14 protein-coding genes are annotated in these 20,220 nt (G+C 69.4%); 9 read left to right on the top strand and 5 right to left on the bottom strand.

Annotated features, from left to right (window positions below; translation table 11 throughout):
• Positions 1 to 179: 179 nt before the first annotated feature.
• The 3 genes from ACT9AS_RS01700 (at position 180) to ACT9AS_RS01690 (ending at position 3,953) form a co-directional block, all read left to right on the top strand.
• Positions 180 to 605, top strand: a complete 426-nt coding sequence (locus ACT9AS_RS01700; protein WP_445098390.1) for a DUF2946 family protein — start codon at positions 180 to 182, stop codon at positions 603 to 605.
• Between the two features lie 108 nt (positions 606 to 713).
• The gene (locus ACT9AS_RS01695) at positions 714 to 2,834 is read left to right on the top strand and encodes a TonB-dependent copper receptor (RefSeq protein WP_445098389.1); all 2,121 of its coding nucleotides are present in this window, start codon (positions 714 to 716) and stop codon (positions 2,832 to 2,834) included.
• A gap of 60 nt (positions 2,835 to 2,894) precedes the next feature.
• Positions 2,895 to 3,953 (top strand): substrate-binding domain-containing protein, encoded by a 1,059-nt coding sequence (locus ACT9AS_RS01690; protein ID WP_445098388.1) that lies wholly within the window; start codon positions 2,895 to 2,897, stop codon positions 3,951 to 3,953.
• Between the two features lie 213 nt (positions 3,954 to 4,166).
• Here ACT9AS_RS01690 and ACT9AS_RS01685 read toward each other — a convergent pair whose 3' ends face one another.
• On the bottom strand, positions 4,167 to 5,882 hold the full coding sequence (locus tag ACT9AS_RS01685) for an alpha-amylase family glycosyl hydrolase (RefSeq protein WP_445098387.1): 1,716 nt from the start codon (positions 5,880 to 5,882) through the stop codon (positions 4,167 to 4,169).
• Positions 5,879 to 7,369, bottom strand: a complete 1,491-nt coding sequence (locus tag ACT9AS_RS01680) for an MFS transporter (protein WP_445098386.1) — start codon at positions 7,367 to 7,369, stop codon at positions 5,879 to 5,881. Before ACT9AS_RS01680 ends, ACT9AS_RS01685 begins: the two co-directional genes overlap by 4 nt.
• Before the next feature lie 225 nt (positions 7,370 to 7,594).
• On the opposite strand from ACT9AS_RS01680, the gene ACT9AS_RS01675 reads away from it, so the two are divergent.
• The 4 genes from ACT9AS_RS01675 (at position 7,595) to ACT9AS_RS01660 (ending at position 16,230) form a co-directional block, all read left to right on the top strand.
• Positions 7,595 to 9,238, top strand: a complete 1,644-nt coding sequence (locus ACT9AS_RS01675) for an alpha-amylase family glycosyl hydrolase (protein ID WP_445098385.1) — start codon at positions 7,595 to 7,597, stop codon at positions 9,236 to 9,238.
• A gap of 15 nt (positions 9,239 to 9,253) precedes the next feature.
• A complete protein-coding gene (locus tag ACT9AS_RS01670; RefSeq protein WP_445098384.1) occupies positions 9,254 to 12,088 on the top strand; it encodes an alpha-1,6-glucosidase domain-containing protein in 2,835 nt (944 codons plus the stop codon).
• 130 nt (positions 12,089 to 12,218) lie between these two features.
• Positions 12,219 to 14,273: a glycoside hydrolase family 97 catalytic domain-containing protein gene (locus tag ACT9AS_RS01665; protein ID WP_445098383.1), complete on the top strand. Its 2,055-nt coding sequence runs from the start codon at positions 12,219 to 12,221 to the stop codon at positions 14,271 to 14,273.
• Between the two features lie 118 nt (positions 14,274 to 14,391).
• Positions 14,392 to 16,230, top strand: a complete 1,839-nt coding sequence (locus ACT9AS_RS01660) for an alpha/beta hydrolase-fold protein (RefSeq protein WP_445098382.1) — start codon at positions 14,392 to 14,394, stop codon at positions 16,228 to 16,230.
• Between the two features lie 22 nt (positions 16,231 to 16,252).
• On the opposite strand, the gene ACT9AS_RS01655 is transcribed toward ACT9AS_RS01660, so the two are convergent.
• Together ACT9AS_RS01655 and ACT9AS_RS01650 are read right to left on the bottom strand one after the other, a co-directional pair.
• Complete coding sequence (locus tag ACT9AS_RS01655; protein ID WP_445098381.1) at positions 16,253 to 16,996, bottom strand: anti-sigma factor family protein; 744 nt, start codon at positions 16,994 to 16,996, stop codon at positions 16,253 to 16,255.
• A complete protein-coding gene (locus ACT9AS_RS01650; RefSeq protein WP_445098380.1) occupies positions 16,993 to 17,505 on the bottom strand; it encodes a sigma-70 family RNA polymerase sigma factor in 513 nt (170 codons plus the stop codon). The genes ACT9AS_RS01655 and ACT9AS_RS01650 overlap by 4 nt, the downstream gene beginning before the upstream one ends.
• A gap of 275 nt (positions 17,506 to 17,780) precedes the next feature.
• Between ACT9AS_RS01650 and ACT9AS_RS01645 the strand changes: the two genes are divergently transcribed.
• Both ACT9AS_RS01645 and ACT9AS_RS01640 read left to right on the top strand, forming a co-directional pair.
• On the top strand, positions 17,781 to 18,830 hold the full coding sequence (locus tag ACT9AS_RS01645; RefSeq protein WP_445099008.1) for a catalase: 1,050 nt from the start codon (positions 17,781 to 17,783) through the stop codon (positions 18,828 to 18,830).
• On the top strand, positions 18,827 to 19,381 hold the full coding sequence (locus tag ACT9AS_RS01640) for a cytochrome b/b6 domain-containing protein (protein WP_445098379.1): 555 nt from the start codon (positions 18,827 to 18,829) through the stop codon (positions 19,379 to 19,381). The genes ACT9AS_RS01645 and ACT9AS_RS01640 overlap by 4 nt, the downstream gene beginning before the upstream one ends.
• Here the strand turns inward: ACT9AS_RS01640 and xth are convergent.
• Complete coding sequence (gene xth / locus ACT9AS_RS01635; RefSeq protein WP_445098378.1) at positions 19,353 to 20,156, bottom strand: exodeoxyribonuclease III; 804 nt, start codon at positions 20,154 to 20,156, stop codon at positions 19,353 to 19,355. The genes ACT9AS_RS01640 and xth overlap by 29 nt on opposite strands.
• Between the last annotated feature and the right edge of the window lie 64 nt (positions 20,157 to 20,220).

Genomic DNA, 20,220 nt, shown 5'->3' with positions numbered 1-20,220 from the left:
ATCTCTCGTTGACCGCAAGTTAGGCGAACGCCCGGAGGCCGGCCCTGACTTGGGTCAAGCCCGACCACACCATTGCGTATGGATGGCGCGAAGCCCATCGCTGCAAGCTTCCTCGTCCATACGCAGGCGTCTTGACCTGGATCAGCACGGCCGGATGCCGATGCGAGAAAATGGCACCCGTGAAGAACCTCTTCCGCCCGCATCGCGCGTTCCAGTACTGGGTCGGCCGCCTGGCCCTCGCCGCGATGCTGGCGCTGGTGGTGATGCCGACCGCGGGGCGCTTGCATGCCGCGGCGGCCGGCGCCCGAACCAGCGGGACGACGGGTGCCGACGGCGCCAGCCACCACACCGGCGAGCACAGTCACCATCGCGCGTCCGCCGGCCGCAACGCGCCGGACGCACCCGCAGCCCCCGACCGGGGCCACGCCGGCCACGAAGACTGCGCCTACTGCCCGCTGCTGGCCCAACTGGCCGGCACCGTACCCCCGGTCGTCCTGCTCGCGGCACCGCCCGCGGGCCCGGCGCCGTCACTGACCGCCGCCATCGGCCACGCCGCGCGACGCCCGCACGGCCTGCACGCACGCGGACCGCCAACCCCGGCCTGATCCGCGTCCACGGAGCCCGCGCGCTCCACCCCGATACCAAGACCCAACAAGCGTCCCGCCGCGCCTGACGGTGCCGCACGCCCTACTTTTGCCTTCTGGAGCCCTGCCATGACGATCCTCCGTACCCCGGCGATCCGTCTGTCCTCCCTTTCCGCCGCCCTGCTGCTGATCCTCGGCGCGCCGCTCGCCCTCGCCGCCACCGCGGATACGGCCGCCGATGCCGCCGTCCTTCCGGCCACCAACCCGTTCGACCTCGACGCGATCGTCGTCACCGCCGCCGCACCGGTGTCGGCGCTGACCTTCGACACCAGTCCCAAGCTGCCGCGCCAGCCCGTGCCGGCCAGCGACGGCGCCGACTACCTCAAGACCATTCCCGGCTTCTCTGCAGTGCGCAACGGCGGCACCAACGGCGACCCGGTGCTGCGCGGCATGTTCGGCTCGCGCCTGAACCTGCTGACCAACGACGGCGCGATGCCAGGCGCCTGCCCGAGCCGGATGGACAACGCGATGTCCTACGTCGCGCCCGAAACCTACGACCGGCTGGTGGTGGTCAAGGGTCCGCAGACCGTGCTCTGGGGCCCGGGCGCCTCGGCGGGCACGGTGCGTTTCGAGCGTGACCGCGAGTATTTCGAATCGCCCACGTTCAAGGCCGCCGGCAGCCTGCTGGGCGGCAGCTTCGGGCGCAACGACCAGGTCGTCGACGCCACCTACGGCGACCGTATCGGCTACGCCCGGGTCAGCGCCAACCGTTCCGAATCCGACGACTACCGCGATGGCAACGGCGACACCGTCGGCTCGGCCTGGAACAAGTGGAACGCCGACGCCGCGATCGGCTGGACGCCCGACCCCGACACCCTGCTGGAACTCGGCGTCGGCATCGGCGACGGCGAGTCGCGCTACGCCACCCGCGGCATGGACGGCAGCCAGTTCAAGCGCGACAACACCAGCCTGCGCTTTGAAAAATCCAACATCGGCGAGCACCTGGCGGAGCTGGAGGCGACGCTGTTCCACAACCGCGCCGACCACGTGATGGACAACTACAGCCTGCGCGAGCCGAATCCCGACGGCATGATGCCGATGCCGATGGCGAGCAACGTCGAGCGCCGCACCAGCGGGGGCCGCCTCGCCGCAACCTGGCGCGCCGACGCCTACGAGCTGGTCGCCGGGCTCGACGGCCAGGACAGCCGCCACCGCCGCCGCAACGGCATGGGCCGCGATACCTACAAGGCGCAGCCGTGGACGGTCGATGCGCGCTTCGAAAACCTCGGCGCGTTCGCCGAGAGCACCTGGTTCCAGGGCGAGCGCAACCGCTGGATCGCCGGTGCGCGCTTCGACCGCGCCGAAGCCACCGACGAGCGCGCCACCATTTCCGGCGGCCACGGTGGCCACGCAATGCCGAGCCCGACCTCCGGCCAGACCCGCGAAGAAACCCTCGGCGCCGGCTTCGTCCGCTTCGAGCGCGACGCCGCCGGACGGCCACTGACCTGGTACGCCGGCGTCGGCCATACCGAACGCATGCCCGACTACTGGGAGCTGTTCTCGGCCGATGCGTTCGGCGGCGGCATGGGCATGGGCGGCGCCAATGCCTTCGCCGGCCTCGACACCGAGAAGACCACCCAGCTCGACATCGGCCTGCACTATCGCGGCAAGAAGGCGGACGCCTGGGTATCGGCCTACGCCGGTCGCGTCGACGACTTCATCCAGTTCCACTACCCGGCCGACGGCATGATGGCCGGCAGCAGCATCGTGTCGAACATCGACGCCGAAATCCGCGGTGCCGAACTCGGTGTGGAGCTGCGCCCGGCCGAGCATTGGAAGCTCGGCGGCACCCTTGCCTACGCGCGAGGCGACGATGCGAACAGCAACCGTCCGCTGCCGCAGATGACCCCGCTGGAGTCGCGCCTGACCGCCGCCTGGGACAACGGCCAGTGGACCGCCGGCGCACTGCTGCGGGTGGTCGACGGGCAGCACCGCGTCGCCCCCGGCTACGGCAACGTGGTCGGCCAGGACCTCGGCGCCAGCCCGGGCTTCGCCACGCTCGCCCTCAACGCCGGCTACCGTTTCGACAACGGCATGCAGCTCACCGCCGGCGTCGACAACGTGTTCGACCGCGCCTACGGCGAGCACCTCAACCTCGCCGGCAACGCCGACTTCGGCTACCCGGCCGACCCGGTGCGGATCAACGAGCCCGGCCGCACCGCGTGGCTCAAGCTCAACGTCAGCTACTGACCGGGTGCGAAGCCGGGCGCCGGTGCAGTCCACCGGCGCCCGGCATACACTCGGCCCCGCATGAACAGTCCGAGCCAGCCGCCCTCGCGCAAGCGCGCCAAGACCACGTCGATCGACATCGCCCACGCCGCCGGCGTCTCGCAGGCGACGGTGTCGCGGGTGCTGCGCGGCAGTCCGCTGGTCAATGCCGAAACCCGCAAACGAGTCGAAGCGGCGGTCCGCGAGCTCAACTACAAGGTCGACCGCCATGCCTCGAGCCTGCGCCTGCAGCGCTCCGGCACGCTGGCACTGCTGCTGTTCGAGGACCCGACCCCGGACGACTCGCACATCAACCCGTTCTTCCTGTCGATGCTCGGCTCGATCACCCGCGCCTGCGCGCGCGCCGGGCAGGACCTGCTGGTGTCGTTCCAGCAACTGTCGGACGACTGGCACGCCGACTACGCCGACAGCATGAAGGCCGACGGGTTGATCCTGCTCGGCTACGGCGACTATCTGAGCTACCGCGGCAAACTGCAGAAGCTGGTCGAACAGGGCACCCACTTCGTGCGCTGGGGTGCGGTGCTGCCGGACCAGCCGGGACTGTCGATCGGCTGCGACAACTTCCATGGCGGGCAACTGGTCGGCGAGCACCTGGCCGGCCTGGGGCATCGCCGCATCGCGTTCCTCGGCGACGCCTCGCGCCACTACCCGGAATTCTTCGATCGCTACCAGGGCTGCGACGCCGCGCTGCATGCGGCCGGACTGGTGCTCGACCCGGCGTTGCAGGTCGATGCGCAAAGCGCCGAGGACGACGGTTACGCCGCCGCGCGCGAGCTGCTGGGTCGCGGGGTGGCGTTCGATGCGGTGTTCGCCGCCAGCGACCTGATCGCAATCGGCGCGATGCGCGCGTTCGCCGAGGCCGGCCTGCAGGTGCCACGCGATGTCGCGGTGGTCGGCTTCGACGACCTGCCGACCGCGCGCTCGGCCAGCCCGGCGCTGACCACGGTGTCGCAGGACACCTCGCGCGCCGGCACCCTGCTGGTCGAGACCCTGATGAAACAGGTGCAGGAGCAGCCGGTGGAAAGCTTCACCCTGCCGGCGAAGCTGGTGGTGCGGCGTTCGAGTTGCGACAGCGGCTGATCATCGCTCTGCATTGTGTAGGAGCGACGTAAGTCGCGACCTGCACATCGTTGCCGAAGGATTCGGATCGTCGAACGCTGGCGTCGTGCCCGAAGCAACTTCGGGTAGTCCCTCCGCAAGCGGCTGGCGAGGCGCTTGCCGGGTTCGGCGGGTCGCGACTTACGTCGCTCCTACATTCGGCGTGTGCGGGGGAACGCAGGATCCGCTGATGAATCAGGGACCGGGTCCGCGGCGGGCGCCGGCCATCAGCCGGGCGAGTTCCGCCTGCAGGTCCGGCCGGGTCACCGTCGCGTCGAGCAGGTAGACCTCGGCTCCGTGCGCCGGCACCGTCGCCGACAGCTGGCCGCCTTCCGCCACCTCGACCGCGCCGCCGCCGATCGCGCCCTGCCACGTGCCCGCCTCCAGGTAGTCGCGCACCTCGAAATCCGCCGGCGCGTCGCCCTTGTTGAGCAGCACCAGCGCGACCTGGTGTTCGCCGGCGTGCTGATGGACGCGGTAGAACACGGCGCGGTCGCGATCGAGCACGAGGTTCAGCTGCAACCCGCGCTGCAGCGCCGGTGACGCCGCGCGTACCTGCGCTATGCGCTTGAGCTGCTCGCGGATCGGGTTACCGACCGCGGCGTCGATGCGCTCCTGCCCGAAGTAGTTGCGGTTGCCTTCGTGCTCGCCGGCACCGCGCATGAAGCCGGTTTCCGAGCCGTAGTAGATGACCGGGATGCCGCGCGCGGTGAACAGCCAGTTGTGGGCGTCGATGAAGCCGGCGTCGCTGGCGTCCATGCGCGGCATGTCGTGGTTGTCGTAGAACGTCATCAGTTCGTACGGGTTGGTGTACGGGCCGTCGACCAGGTACAGCGCATCGGCCAACGCCTCGTAACCCGCCCCGGCGCCGCCGAACACCTCCTGCAGCGCGGCCTTCAGCGGGAAGTCGAGCACGCTGACGCCGCCGTTCTCCGGCCAGGTGTGCGGCGCGATGTTGGCCGCCTCGTGGTCGAACGCCTCGCCGAACATGAAGAAGCCCGGGTGCTCGGCCCGGATGCGGTCGCTGAAGGCCTTCCAGAACGGGTGCGGCACGTGGCGGATGGTGTCGATCCGGAACGCGTCGGCGCCTTGCTCGATCCATTGCGAATACGCGCGCACGAAGTAGTCGAGCACCGCCGGGTTGGTGTCGTCGATATTGGACAGCTGGGCGAGGTCGGGCTCGTCGTGGAAGAACGCGTGCAGCGGGTTGCCATCGGGATCGAGGTCTTCCGGCGCGAGGTTCTGATGGTCGGCGACCAGCGTGCCGTCGGCGTCGTACAGCTCGCCGTACTTCGGCTGGTCGGCCGGCATCGTGAACGACGGCGAGCCGTGGTTGGCGACGATGTCGAGCACGGTCTGCAGGCCGTGTTGATCGAGCCCCGCGGCCAGCCCGGCGAAGTCGAGGCCGGCGCTCGGCAGGTGTTCGTCGAGCTCGAAGAAGTTGACCCCCCAGTAGCCGTGGTAGCCGGTCTTGCCGCGGTCCTTGAAGAACGCGTCCGAGCCGAGCGGGTCGCCGCCGGTGAAGGCTTCGTCCGGGTTGTCGACGATCGGGGTCAGCCAGACCGCGCCGAAGCCCATGTCGGCGATGTAGCCGGCGTTGTCGAGCAGGCCGCGGAAGTCGCCGCCGAGGTAGCCGATGTTGCCGCCGTGGGCCTCCGCGCCCGGGGTCGGCCGGTCGAAAGTCCGAAGCGCCGGATCCGACCCACCCTGCCCGCGCTGGTCGTTGGATGGATCGCCGTTGACGAAGCGGTCGGTGACCACGAAGTACACCGCGTTGGCGGCGAACGGTTCGGTGGTGCCGTAGTAGTCGGCCACCGGCGCGGCCGGCGACGGTGCAGCGGATGAGGGCTCATGCGCGCAGCCGGCGGCCAGCCCGGCGATCAGCGCGATCGAAAGAACACGGATGCTCATGCGGTCTCCCCTTCGGCCAATTCAGCGCCCGGCTCGCGCACCCGCAGCACGCACAGGCCCGCCACGATCAAACTCACGCCGCCGATCATCAACGCCTGGATCGGCTCGTTGCCGAAGAACGTTTTCAGCAGGAACCCGAGCAGGCTGGCCGCGACCAGCTGCGGGATCACGATGAAGAAATTGAAGATGCCCATGAACACGCCCATCTTCGCCGCCGGCACGCTGTCCGACAGCAGCGCGTACGGCAGCGACAGGATCGACGCCCAGGCAAAGCCGACGCCGACCATCGACGCCAGCAGCCAGATCGGGTCGCGGATCACCAGCATCGACAGCAGCCCGGCGCCGCCGAGCGCGCAGTTGAGCAGGTGGCTCACGCGCAGGCCCCAGTGCCGCACCATCCACGGGATGACGACCGCGGCGAGTGCGGCGAAGCCGTTGTAGGCGGCGAACAGCACGCCGACCCAGTTCGCGCCCTCGTTGTAGGCCGCCGAGGTGGTGTCGCTGCTGCCGAAGTGGACGCCGGTGACCGCGGCGGTCGCGAACAACCACATCGAGAACAGCCCGAACCACGAGAAGAACTGCACCACCGCGAGCCGGCGCATCGCCGTCGGCATGTCGCGCAGGTCGTCGAGGATGCTGCTGAACGCGCCGCCGCCCCCGATACGCGTGCGCACCAGCAGCGCGGCGCCGTAGAACGCGATCAGCCCGGCGAGGATGTACAGCTGCTTGTCGAGGCCGAAGCCGGCGACCAGCGCGATCGCGACGAGGCCGACCGCCAGCCACGCCAGCGCCGGCCGCCATGCCGCGCGCGGATCGGAATGGCGCTGCACCAGCGGCGGCGCCTGGTCCCAGGCTTTCAATTGCTCCGGCGGGTACTCGCGGGTGCGCAGGATCGTCCACAGCACCGCGACCAGCAGCACCACGCCGCCGAAATAGAACGCGTAGCGCACCGTGTCGGGCACCTCGCCGGGGCCGGCGGTGTTGGCCACGCCCCAGTGCGCGAGCAGGAACGGCAGCAGGCTCGCGACCACCGAGCCCACGCCGATGAAGAAGCTCTGCATCGCGTAGCCGGTCGGCCGCTGGCGCACCGGCAATTGATCGCCGACCAGCGCGCGGAACGGCTCCATCGAGATGTTGAGCGAGGCGTCGAGCACCCACAGCATGCCGGCGGCGATCCACAGCGACGGCGAGTTGGGCATCGCGAACAATGCCAGCGTCGCCAGCACCGCACCGATCAGGAAGTACGGCCGGCGACGGCCGAAGCCGGTCCAGGTGCGATCCGACAGGTAGCCGACGACCGGCTGCACGATCAACCCGGTCAGCGGCGCGGCGATCCACAGGATCGGGATGTCGTCCATCGACGCGCCGAGGGTCTGGAAGATCCGGCTGACATTGGCGTTCTGCAGGGCGAACCCGAACTGGATGCCGAGGAAGCCGAAGCACATGTTCCAGATCTGCCAGAACGACAGCTGCGGTTTCTGGTTCATCGAGCGTGGTCCCGTCTTCGTCGAGCCTGGTTGGCCAGGACCCCATGGTAGTCACCGCTACCACTGCACATTCCGTCTGCAAACGTATTCATCCGGACAGTGCATGACACGGCAACATGCTGCATCGCGAGGCATGGAATAGTGCCACCACGCCGGTGGTGAGCGCCGGTGACCGATCGATTCATGGGAACGCGAATGGCGACGAGTGCGACGACGGGCGGGTTGGTGGCAAGCAACCCGGTGACAGCGGCGGCCGGGCGCGCGCTCGACTGGTGGCGCGGCGCGGTGATCTACCAGATCTACCCGCGCAGCTTCCTCGACACCGATGGCGATGGCGTCGGCGACCTGCCCGGCATCGTCGACCGGCTCGATTACGTCGCCAGCCTCGGCGTCGACGCGATCTGGATCTCGCCGTTCTTCAAGTCGCCGATGGCCGACTTCGGCTACGACATCTCCGACTACCGCGACGTCGACCCGCTGTTCGGCACGCTCGCCGACTTCGACCGCCTGCTGGCGAAGGCGCACGCGCTCGGCATCAAGGTCATGATCGACCAGGTGCTGAGCCACAGCTCCGACCAGCACGATTGGTTCCGCCAGAGCCGGCAGGACCGCGTCAACGACAAGTCAGACTGGTACGTCTGGGCCGATCCGAAACCCGATGGCGGCGCGCCCAACAACTGGCTGTCGATTTTCGGTGGCCCGGCGTGGAAGTGGGAGCCGCGGCGCGAGCAGTACTACCTGCACAACTTCCTGTCGTCGCAGCCGCAGCTGAACTTCCACAACCCGGCCGTGCGCGCGGCGATGCTCGACAACCTGCAGTTCTGGCTCGACCGCGGCGTCGACGGCATGCGGCTGGACTCGATCAACTTCTGCTTCCATGACGAGCAGCTGCGCGACAACCCGGCCAAGCCGGCGGAACTGCGCACCGGCCGCGGCTTCAGCGCCGACAACCCGTACGCCTACCAGTACCACTACTACAACAACACCCGGCCCGAGAACCTGGCGCTGATGGAGGACCTGCGGACGCTGTTCGACCGCTACCCCGGCAGCACCATGCTCGGCGAGATCTCCTCGGAGGATTCGCTGGGCACGATGGCCGAGTACGTCGGCGACACCCGCCTGCACATGGGCTACAGCTTCGAGCTGCTGGTCGAGGACTTCAGCGCCGCCTACATCCGCGCGACCGTCGAGGACATCGAGACCCGCATGCCGCATGGCTGGCCGTGCTGGGCGGTGTCCAACCACGACGTGATGCGCGCGACCACCCGCTGGGGCGGCGCCGGCGACGACGACTTCGCGCGCCAGCTAGTCGCGCTGGTGTGCTCGCTGCGCGGCTCGGTGTGCCTATACCAGGGTGAGGAGCTGGGGCTGACCGAAGCCGACGTGCCGTACGAGGCGCTGCAGGATCCCTATGGCATTTCGTTCTGGCCAAACTTCAAGGGCCGCGACGGCTGCCGCACGCCGATGCCGTGGGACGACAGCGCGCAGGCCGGCTTTACCGACAGCCCGCCGTGGCTGCCGATCCCGGCCGAGCACCGCGCGCGCAGCGTCGCCGCGCAGGATGCCGATCCCGGCTCCGTGCTCAACGCCACCCGCCGCTTCCTGCGCTGGCGCGAGTCATTGCCAGCGCTAGTGCGCGGCGATATCGCGTTCATCGATGCGCCGGAACCGGTGCTCGCGTTCACCCGTGAGGCACGGGGCGAGCGGTTGCTGGTCGCGTTCAACCTGTCGGCCGACGCCGCACAGTGGACGCTGCCGGATGGGTTCGAGCCGCGCGCGATCGACGACCACGGTGGGCTCGCCGGCCGCGTCGACGGCCGCCAACTGCACATGCCCGCGCGTGGAGTGTTCTTCGCCGGGCTCGACTGAGGACGCACCAGCGCGATGACGCCGCCTGACCCGTTTCCGTTCCGAGTCCAGCGCCTGCGCCGGTTGGCCGCGGCGCTGGCTTTCGCGGTGGTTGGCGGACTCGCCGCACCGGGCATCGCCGCGACGCTGGACACCGCCGCCTGCGATGCCGGGGCGTTCGCGACCGTGCTGCATGCGGCGCCGGATTCGCCGACCGGTGCGAGTGCGTACTGGCTTGACCGGCAACTGCTGCAATGGCCGGGGCAGGTGGCGGGCGACGGTTCGCGATTCAGGCTGTACCACGCGGCCGACGGCGGCATCGCCGCTAATGTTGGAAGTGCGGTGAATGGCGCCGATGGCGCGGTTGAGCTGAAGGTTTCCCCCGGTGCCGTGCCGACCGCGCTCGCGCAGCGCTTCAGGTTCATCGGTGACGGCGTGGTGCTGGCGTTGGCCTCGACCGACACCGCGCGCGTCCCGGGCCTGCTGCGCCGGCAACTGCTGCTGGTTCGCGAAGATACCGCCGGCAACGTGCTCGCCAGCACCACGCTGCAGTCGCCCGGCGCGCTCGACGACGTGTACGCAGCAGCCGGCTCGATCGACGACCTTGGCGTGACCATCGCGGCCGATGCCACCGGCTTCAGGCTGTGGGCTCCGACCGCGCGCGACGTGTCGCTGTGCTTGTACGACAACGGCAAAAGCGATGCGGAGTCGCGCGAGCCGATGCGGTTCGACCCCGCGACCGGCGCGTGGTCGTTGCAGCTTCCGGCCGACCGAACCGGCAGCTACTACACCTACCTGGTCGACGTGTTCGTGCCCGGCACCGGCGTGGTCCGCAACCGCGTCACCGACCCGTATTCGGTCAGCCTGACCACCGATTCCAAGCGCAGCTACATCGCCGACCTCGACGTCCCCGCGCTCAAGCCGGCCGGCTGGGACGACGCACCGCGTCCGCCACTACTCGCCGCGCAGACCGACATGGTCATCTACGAGTTGCACGTGCGCGACTTCTCGCGCGATGACGCGACCGTCAGCGATGCCAACCGCGGCAAGTACCGCGCCTTCACCGAGACCGGCAGCGACGGCATGCGCCACCTGCGCGCGCTCGCCGATGCCGGCCTGACCGATGTCCACCTGCTGCCGGTGTTCGATCTCGCCACCGTCCCCGAGACCGGCTGCGTCGAGCCCGACGTACCCGCCGCCGCACCCGACAGCGACGCGCAACAGGCCGCGGTGATGGCGGTCGCCGCACGCGACTGCTTCAACTGGGGCTACGACCCGTACCACTTCAACGCACCCGAAGGCAGCTTCGCCAGCGACGCCAATGACGGCGCCGTGCGCATCCGCGAGTTCCGCGCGATGGTGCAGGCGCTGCACGCCGCCGGCCTGCGGGTCGGCATGGACGTGGTCTACAACCACACCACCGCGTCGGGCCAGGTCGAGCGCTCGGTGCTCGACCGCATCGTGCCCGGCTACTACCAGCGGCTCGACGCACACGGCAAGGTCACTACCTCGACCTGCTGCGACAACACCGCGACCGAACATCGGATGATGGGCAAGCTGATGCTCGACTCGGCCGCGCTGTGGGCGAAGCACTACCGCATCGACTCGTTCCGCTTCGACCTGATGGGGCACCAGCCGCGCGGGGTGATGGAACAGTTGCAGGTCCGCGTCGACGAAGCCGCCGGCCGCCACGTGAACCTGATCGGCGAGGGCTGGAATTTCGGCGAGGTCGCCAACGGCGCGCGCTTCGTGCAGGCCTCGCAGCTGTCGCTGCAGGGCTCCGGCATCGGCACCTTCAGCGACCGCGCGCGCGATGCGATCCGCGGCGGCGCCGGTGACAAGGGCGCGGCGATGTTTACCCAGGGCTACGTCAACGGCCTGCATTACGCGCCGAACGCGGTTGCGGCCAGCCCGGCGGGCGACGCGGAAGCAAACAGTCGCGATGCGCTGCTGCACGCCGCCGACCTTGTCCGCGCCGGCTTGGCGGGAACTCTCGCCGACTACGTCATCACCGACGCCACCGGCGCGACGATCCCGATGTCGCAGCTCGACTACAAGGGCCAGCCGGCCGGCTACGCCGCGCAGCCCGGCGAGGTCGTCAACTACGTCGAGAACCACGACAACCAGACCCTGTTCGACGTCAACGCGTTCAAGCTGCCGGCCGACACCAGCCGCGACGACCGCGCGCGGGTGCAGGTGCTCGCACTCGCGTTGAATGCCTTCAGCCAGGGCGTCGCCTACTTCCATGCCGGCGGCGAGCTGCTGCGCTCCAAGTCGCTCGACCGCAACAGCTTCGACTCGGGCGACTGGTTCAACCGGATCGACTGGACCGGCGGCGACAACCACTTCGGCACCGGCCTGCCGCCGGCGCCGGACAACCGCGACAGCTGGCCGCAGATGGCGCCGCTGCTGGCGAACGGCGGGATCAAGCCGACCGCGCGCGGGATCGCCTTCACCCGCGGCGCGTTCGAGGACCTGCTGCGCATCCGCGACAGCTCGACCCTGTTCCGCCTGCGTACGGCCGATGATGTCGCGCAGCGCCTGCGCTTCCACAACACCGGCCCGGCGCAGAACGCGCTGGTGATCGCCGGCCACCTCGACGGCCGCAGCTATCCGGGTGCCGGGTTCGCCGAGGTGCTGTACCTGGTCAACGTTTCGCCACGAGCGCAGACGCTGGTGATCCCGGAGGCCGCGGGCAAGGACTACGCGTTGCATCCCGTGCACGCCGCGGACACCGCCGCCGACCCGCGTCCCCGTGAGGCCGCGCGGTACGACTCCGCCAGCGGCCGCTTCCTCCTACCCGCACGCACCGCGATGGTCTACGTGATCGCCGCGAACCAGTCCCCTCTCCCGCCTGCGGGAGAGGGCTAGGGTGATGGCAGGAACCGCGCAGCACCGGGCGTCACCGGCTGCCGCGCACCCTCACCCCAACCCTCTCCCGCAGGCGGGAGAGGGAGCACGGTCATGCGGCCGGCCCATCATTTCCAAGGGAACGATTTCGATGCACCAGCTCCGCCAGCTCTTCGAAAACACCGTCCTCGCAACCGCCGCCCTCGCAGCCGCGCTGCTCGCGCCCACCGCCCACGCCGAAACCGTCGCCACCGTAGCCTCGCCCAACGACGTGCTCACGGTCGAGCTCGACCTGCACGAAGGCCGCGTCGGCTACCGCGTCGAGCGCTTCGGCGAGCCGGTGATCGAGACCTCCGCGCTCGGCTTCATGTTGCGCGGCAGCGGCAAGCTCGAACGCAACCTCGCGCTCACCGGACAGGCGACCCGCAGCTTCGATGAGACCTGGGAGCAGCCATGGGGCGAGGATCGCTTCGTCCGCAACCACTACAACGAGCTGCACGCGACCCTGACCGAAACCGTCGCGCCCAACCGCACGTTCGACGTCGTGTTCCGCGTGTATGACGACGGCATCGGCTTCCGCTACGAGTTCCCCGAACAGGCCGCCGCCGAGGAAGTCATCATCGACGACGAACTGACCGAGTTCGCCCTCGCCGATCCCGCGACCGCGTGGTGGATCCCGGCCGGCGAGTGGAACCGCTACGAGTACCTCTACAACCGCACCCCGCTCAACCAGGTCACCACCGCGCACACCCCGATGACCGTGCGCACCGACGACGGCCTGCACATCGCCTTCCACGAGGCGGCGCTGGTCGACTACGCCGGCATGTGGCTGCGCCGCACCGACGGCCGCCGCTTCCGCGCCCAGCTGGCGCCGGCGTCGGAAGGCTGGAAGGTGCGTCGCGCGCTGCCGTTCAACACCCCGTGGCGCACCCTGCAGATCGCCGACAGCGCCGCCGCGCTGTACGAATCGTCCGACCTGATCCTCAACCTCAACGAACCCAACACGCTTGGTGACGTCAGCTGGTTCGAGCCAGCCAAGTACGTCGGCATCTGGTGGTCGCTGCACCTGGAAACCGAAAGCTGGGCAACCGGCAAGAAGCACGGCGCCACCACCGCCAACACCAGGCGCTACATCGACTTCGCCGCCGAGAACGGCTTCCGCGGCGTGCTGGTCGAAGGCTGGAATCCGGGCTGGGATGGCCAGTGGTTCGGCAACGGCTACGACTTCGACTTCACCCGCGCCACGCCCGACTTCGACATCGAAGCGCTGTCGGCCTACGCGAAGTCGAAGGACGTGCACCTGATCGGCCACCACGAGACCGGCTGCGCGGTCAGCCACTACGAGGACCAGATGGCCGACGCGTTCGCGATGAACGAGCGGCTCGGCATCGACGTGGTGAAGACCGGTTACGTCTGCGACGCCGGCGGCATCGAGCGGCGCCTGCCGGATGGCACGATCGCGCGCGAGTGGCACGACGGCCAGTGGAACGCCGGCCACCACCTGCGCGTGCTCGAAGCCGCGGCGAAACAACACGTCGCGATCAACACCCACGAGCCGATCAAGGACACCGGCCTGCGTCGCACCTACCCGAACTGGGTCAGCCGCGAGGGCGCGCGCGGCATGGAGTACGGCGCCTGGGCCGACCCGACCAATCCGCCCGAGCACGAAACCAACCTCGTGTTCACCCGCATGCTGTCCGGCCCGATGGACTACACCCCCGGCATCCTCAGCCTGCAGGGTCGCGGGCAGGCGATCCAGACCACGATCGCCAAGCAGCTCGCGCTGTACGTGGTGCTGTACAGCCCGGTGCAGATGGCCGCCGACCTGCCGGAGAACTATGCGAAGCACATGGACGCATTTCAGTTCATCCGGGACGTGCCCGCCGACTGGGCGCGCACCGAGGTGCTCAACGGCGAGGTCGGCGACTACGTGACCTTCGCACGGCAGGACCGCGACAGTGACGACTGGTATCTCGGCAGCATCACCGACGAGCACGGTCGGGTGTTGCAGGTGCCGTTGGCGTTTCTGCAACCGGGGAGGACCTACACCGCGCAGATCTATCGCGATGGTGACGGGGCGCATTGGGAGGATGCGCCGTTCGAGTTCGAGCGCGAGGATCGCGAGGTGACCAGCACCGATGTGTTGACGATTCGGCTTGCGGCCGGTGGCGGCCAGGCAATCCGGTTTGTGGCGAAGCCCCAATGACGAGACAACCCCGGCACCCGTGTAGGAGCGACGTAAGTCGCGATTTCACTGCTGCCCGGGATCGCCGTGCGATCGCGACTTACGTCGCTCCTACAACGAAGCGAGTCGCCCCGACGCCATGAAGTGCACCGCCGGTCCCGTGACCACCGCCCTGCTTGCCGCCTGCTTCGCTTTTCCCGCGACCGCCGCGACCAGTACGCCCCCTGCGACACCGGCGGAATCGACGGCACAGCCCGCCACCATCGAAATCCTCCACCTCGACGCGACCGCCTTCGCCCCGGAGCAGGTAGAAGTCGCAATCCACCTCCCATCCGGCTACGACCCCAGCGGCGCCCGCGCCTACCCGGTGCTTTACCTCAACGACGGCCAGGACGCCGAAGCGGTCCACCTCGCCGACACCCTCGCGCGCCTGCACGCGGACGACTCGATCCAGCCGGTCATCGTCGTCGCCATCCACATGCTGCCCGACCGCATGGGCACCTACGGCCTGTCCGACCGCGGCGCCGGCCACGCGATCGTCGCGCAGACGAAATACGGCCCGGTCGGCGCCCGCGCGCACGACTATTCCGAATGGGTCGCCCGCACCCTGGTGCCGTACGTCGATGCCCACTACCGCAGCAACCCGACCCCCGGCGCGCGCGCGATCCTCGGCTGGTCGCTCGGCGCACTCAACGCCTTCAACCTCGGCTGGCAGTATCCGGACGTGTTCGGACGGGTCGGCATGTTCTCGCCGTCGCTGTGGATCTCCGCCGACCGCAGCGATGTCGAGTCGGTCCAGCGCACCCGCCTCGCCCAGGCGATGGTCGGCAGCAGCGAGGCGCGCCACGGCCTCAAGTTCTTCTTCGCCGTCGGCACCAACGAGGACAGCGACGACCGCGACGGCGACGGCATCAACGACCCGATCGACGATGCGCGCGACCTCATCGATGGCTACACCTCGCCCGATGGCCGCCACCTGCGCGGGCTGGTCGACCTCGGCTACCGCAGCACCCACGTCGCGAGCGCTGGCGACGCCGGCTCCGACACCACCCGCGCCGACATCGCCTACCTGTCGCTGTCCGACGGCGAGCACAACCAGGCCGCGTGGGCGCGGATGCTGCCGCACTTCCTGCAATGGGCCTACGCACCGCGCGCGCCGGCATTGGACGCCACCGGCCGCGTCGACAGCTGGCAGGACGTGCCCTCCGCCCACGTCGCGCCGCGCAATGTCGACGTCTGGCTGCCACCGGGTTACGGCGACGACCCGGCCAGGCGCTACCCCGTGCTCTACATGCACGACGGCCAGAACCTGTTCGACCCGGCGCTGTCGTACACCGGCGTCGACTGGGGCATCGACGAAGCCATGACCCGACTGGTCGCCGAAGGTGCCGTGCGCGAGGCGATCGTGGTCGGCATCTGGAACACTCCGCGGCGGTTCCAGGAATACATGCCGCGCAAACCGGTCGCTGGCGACGCGCTGCCGTCCGGCGTCGACGGCGTGCCACCGCTGCCGACCGCGGACATCATCTCCGACGCCTATCTGCGTTTCCTCGTCGACGAGCTCAAGTCGTGGATCGACGCCACGTACCGGACCCGGCCGGGCCGCGACGACACCTTCGTGATGGGCTCCAGCATGGGCGGGCTGATCTCGCTGTACGCCGCCGCCGAGTACCCAGACGTGTTCGGCGGCGTCGGCGCGCTGTCGACCCACTGGCCGGTCGGCGACGGCATCGTGGTCGACTGGCTCGGCGACCACCTGCCGGACCCGGCGACCCACCGGCTCTACTTCGACCACGGCACCGCGACCCTCGACGCCGGCTACGCGCCCTACCAGCAGCGCATGGACCAGCGCCTGCGCGCCGCCGGTTATGTCGAGGGCGGCAACTGGAGCAGCCGCGTGTTCGAAGGCGCCGGGCACAACGAGGCGGCATGGCGCGCGCGGATCGACCAGCCGCTGCGGTTCCTGCTCGGCGACTGAGACCGGCGATCACGCACGGCTTCTATCCGCCGCGCCGCACCAGTGGCGCAATTGCGTCGGCGCGTTGGTCGAAACGCGAACTGACCACCGCGATCGCTGTATCGCCCTGGCCCCAGTAGCGCGCCATCAGGCCGCCGTCGCGGCGCTCGCCATCGCGCATGCGCTGCGTGCGCGGCCGCAGGTAGACCCCGAGCATGCCGCCCTGTCCATCCTCGTAGACCAGCATCGCCGCCGCGCCTTCGGGCGTCGACATCATGCGCGCGCCCTGCAGGGCATAGCCCTGTGAGCTGAGGTCGGGCACGCGGCCGGCTTCGTTGAAGTTGCGCGCGAGCCAGCCCTGCAGGCCGCCCATCCGGTCGCCCTCGAAATCCATCGACACCTGCTGGTCCGCAAGCATCCGGTAGGCCGTCACCGCATCCGCCATCGGCGGGGTGCCGTAGCCGTTGCGTGCGTCGCGCGCCAGCCAGCCGCCGCCGGCCCCCAGTCCCAACGCGAGCACCAGCACAGCCGCGCGGGCCAGCCCGGTCCAGCGGCCGGCATGCAGGCGGCGGATCCGGGCCGGGTCCAGCCGCGGCGCGGCCGGCAATGCGGCGGGATTGCCCCAGGCCGAGCGCAGGGCCTCGACGTCGGACTTCCAGCCGCGCACCCGGGCGGCATCATCGGGGTGGGCGGCCAGCCAGGCTTCCACTTCGGCGCGTCGCGCGGCAGGCAACTGGCCGTCGACATAGGCGTGCAGTTCGTCGGGGTGCGGGGCCGAAGTGTTCATTTGAGTATCCGCAGTGCAGGGGTAGACGCGCGCCCTTCGGAAAGCCGGCGCAGCCTGTCGCGGGCGCGCGACAGGCGCGACATCACGGTACCGATCGGGATTTCCAGCGTATCCGCGACTTCGCGGTAGCTGAATCCCTCGACGCCGACCAGCAGCAGGATCGCGCGCTGCTCATCCGGCAGTTGGGCGAACGCCGCCAGCGCGTCGCGCCCCTCGTTGACCCGCTCGGCCGATGGCGCATGCGGTTCATCGGCCACGCCTACCACGTCGAGCACGCGCCGCCAGCGTTTGGCTCGCCGCTGCTCGTCGATGAATTGCCGGTACAGGATCGAGAACAGCCACGACTGCAACGCATCGCGCTTGCTGCGCGACGACCACGCCCGTAGCGCTCGCTCCAGCGCGGCCTGGACCAGGTCATCGGCCGCCGTGCCGTCACGCGTGAGTGCGCGTGCGAACTGCCGCATTCGCGGGATCAGTGCATGCAGGCGGTCCTCATCCAGTTCATCCATGGCGCAGACATCCACGGTGCGGGGCGGATTGGGGGATGGGTCGATGGCGGGCGTGTGGCGCGGACGCGGGTTCATGGGCGTGGGACGCGTGGGCGCGCGGTTTATTCCCAAGCCGGCACGCGTGCCGCTTGTAGGGAATATATCCCCGTGCGGCTCGTCACACCTTGGATTCCACCACCGAGCGTGCAATGAACGAATCAGACCCTCACCGTCCGTCCGTAGTCCCGCCGGTCGACACATCGGCTGCAATCGCGAAGCGCGAACGGCGCCGGCAACTGGCCGCGCTGGCCGGCATCGGCGCCATCGCGCTGGGTTCCGCCAGCGCGTTCGCCTGGACCGCCGGCTGGATCGGCGGCGACCGGCTGACCGCGCAACGCATCGTCGGCGCGATGGAAGCCAATGGCCCCGCGCATCCGGGCTTCCGCCGCAACCATGCCAAGGGCGTCTGCGTCAGCGGCACGTTCCGCGGCACGCCGCAGGGACAGGCGCTGTCGAGCGCACGCGCATTTTCCGGCACGCCCGTGCCGGTGCTGGGCCGGTTCTCGATCGGTGGGCCCAACCCGCACGGCGCCGACAACACCGCGCGCGTACGCAGCATGGCGCTGCAGTTCGGCGGCCCCGGTGAACCGCAATGGCGCATGGCGATGAACAGCTTCCCGTTCTTCGCCGTGGCGACGCCGCAGGCGTTCCACCAGCAGATCCTCGCCAAGCGCCCGGATCCGGCGACCGGAAAGCCGGACCCCGTCGCCATGGAAGCGTTCCTCGCCGCCCATCCGCAAGCCCGTGAATTCGGGAAGTGGGCGAAGACCGCGCCGTGGTCCGACAGCTGGGCGAATACGCAATACAACAGCGTCAACGCGTTCCGCTTCATCGACGCCGACGGCACCGAGCGGTTTGTCCGCTGGTCGATGCAGCCACGCCTGCCGTTCCACGCACTGGACGCCGAAGAACGCGAACGCGCCGATGCCGACTTCCTCGCCGCCGACCTGCACACGCGGCTGGCGCATGGCCCAGTGCACTGGGACATGGTGGTGACGCTGGCCGCGCCCGGCGACGCGGTCGACGACCCGTCGCAACCCTGGCCCGACACGCGCGAGCAGGTGGTTGCCGGCACGCTGACCCTGGTCCACGCCGAGCCACAGGCGACCGGCGAATGCCGCGACGTCAACTTCGACCCGCTGATCCTGCCGCCGGGCGTCGCCGCATCCGGCGACCCGATCCTCGCCACCCGCTCGGCGGCCTACTCGCAGTCCTTCAACCGCCGCCAGCGCGAGATCGCGCTCGGCCGCGGTGATGCCGCCACCGGTACGGAGCCGACCCGATGAATATCCCGACCCGCTTCAACCCGACCGCGCGCTGGCTGCACTGGTCGATGGCGGCGATGATCGTGTCGATGCTGTTCATCGGCGTCGGCATGGTCACGTCGATCTCGGCACGACCGTGGCTGATCGACCTGCACCGCCCGCTCGGCATCGCGATCCTGCTGCTGGTCGTGCTGCGGCTGCGCAACCGGATGCGGCATCGCCCGCCCGCGCTGCCCTCGACGTTGCCGCACTGGCAGAAGACCGCGGCCCGCGCCTCGCACTGGCTTCTGTACGGATTGATGCTGGCGATGCCGCTGATCGGCTGGGCGATGCTGTCCGCCGGCGGTTACCCGGTGCAGATGTCGCCGTCGTTCGCGTTGCCGCCGATCCTGCCGCAGGACGTGACCCTGTACGCCGCGTTGCGTGCCGCGCATGGCTGGCTGGCCTACCTGCTGTTCGCTACCGTGCTGCTGCACCTGTCGGCGGCGCTGCTGCATGCGTGGGTGTATCGCGACGGGGTGTTCCAGGCGATGGCCGGGAGGATCAGGCAGCGGGTGGGACGCGAACGGTGATCCAGGTCGGTGCGTGATCGCTGGCCTTCGGCTGCAGCCGCACCCAACGGTCGACGCCGGCGTCTTTGAGGTTCTTCGCGAGCGCGGGGTTGAGTAGTAGATGGTCGATCCGCAACCCGCGGTCGCGTTCGGCATGCTGGCGGAAGTAGTCCCAGAACGTGTAGATCACCTCGTCACCGGCGACCTGCCGCAGCGCATCCGTCCAGCCTTGCGCCAGCAGTCGCTCGAACGCCGCCCGCACCTCCGGCTGGATGAGCGCGTCCTTGCGCCAGGCCTTGGGGTCATAGACATCGATGTCCCTCGGGATCACGTTGAAATCGCCCAACAGCACCGTCGGATGCGGCAGGTCCACCAACGTACTGGCATGGCGAATGAGGCGCTCCATCCAGGCGAGCTTGTAGTCGAACTTGGGGCCGGGCCGTGGATTGCCGTTGGGCAGGTACAGACCGGCCACGACGATGCCGTGGATGGCCGCTTCGATGTAACGGCTCTGCCCGTCGTTGGCATCGCCCGGCAGGCCACGCCGGCTTTCCACCGGCACCGCGTCGCGCGCCAGCAGGGCCACGCCGTTCCAGGACTTCTGCCCGTGCCAGATTGCACCGTAGCCCGCCGCCTCCAGCTCGGCGACCGGGAACGCCGCGTCCACGGTCTTGAGCTCCTGCAGCGCGACGATGTCGGGCTGTTCCTTCTCCAGCCACGCGAGCAGATGCGGCAGGCGCGTAGCAATGCCATTTACGTTGAACGTTGCCAGCTTCAGGGTCTTGCTGCGTGCCACGCCGGTCTCCTTCGTCCACGGAACAGTAGACGGGTAAGGATACGAAAAGGGGTGAAACCGGGCG

Source organism: Lysobacter sp. F60174L2 (assembly GCF_052547135.1).
The sequence above is the reverse complement of the archived record's forward strand: the minus strand, read 5'-3'. Positions and strand labels throughout refer to the sequence as shown.

Excerpts from the sequence above, each read along its gene's own strand:
- ACT9AS_RS01665 (WP_445098383.1), top strand. The coding sequence starts at position 12,219 with ATGCACCAGCTCCGCCAGCTCTTCGAAAACACCGTCCTCGCAACCGCC.
- ACT9AS_RS01640 (WP_445098379.1), top strand. The coding sequence starts at position 18,827 with ATGAATATCCCGACCCGCTTCAACCCGACCGCGCGCTGGCTGCACTGG.
- ACT9AS_RS01655 (WP_445098381.1), bottom strand. The coding sequence starts at position 16,996 with ATGAACACTTCGGCCCCGCACCCCGACGAACTGCACGCCTATGTCGAC.
- ACT9AS_RS01680 (WP_445098386.1), bottom strand. The coding sequence starts at position 7,369 with ATGAACCAGAAACCGCAGCTGTCGTTCTGGCAGATCTGGAACATGTGC.
- ACT9AS_RS01695 (WP_445098389.1), top strand. The coding sequence starts at position 714 with ATGACGATCCTCCGTACCCCGGCGATCCGTCTGTCCTCCCTTTCCGCC.
- ACT9AS_RS01670 (WP_445098384.1), top strand. The coding sequence starts at position 9,254 with ATGACGCCGCCTGACCCGTTTCCGTTCCGAGTCCAGCGCCTGCGCCGG.
- ACT9AS_RS01685 (WP_445098387.1), bottom strand. The coding sequence starts at position 5,882 with ATGAGCATCCGTGTTCTTTCGATCGCGCTGATCGCCGGGCTGGCCGCC.
- ACT9AS_RS01690 (WP_445098388.1), top strand. The coding sequence starts at position 2,895 with ATGAACAGTCCGAGCCAGCCGCCCTCGCGCAAGCGCGCCAAGACCACG.
- ACT9AS_RS01660 (WP_445098382.1), top strand. The coding sequence starts at position 14,392 with ATGAAGTGCACCGCCGGTCCCGTGACCACCGCCCTGCTTGCCGCCTGC.
- ACT9AS_RS01650 (WP_445098380.1), bottom strand. The coding sequence starts at position 17,505 with ATGGATGAACTGGATGAGGACCGCCTGCATGCACTGATCCCGCGAATG.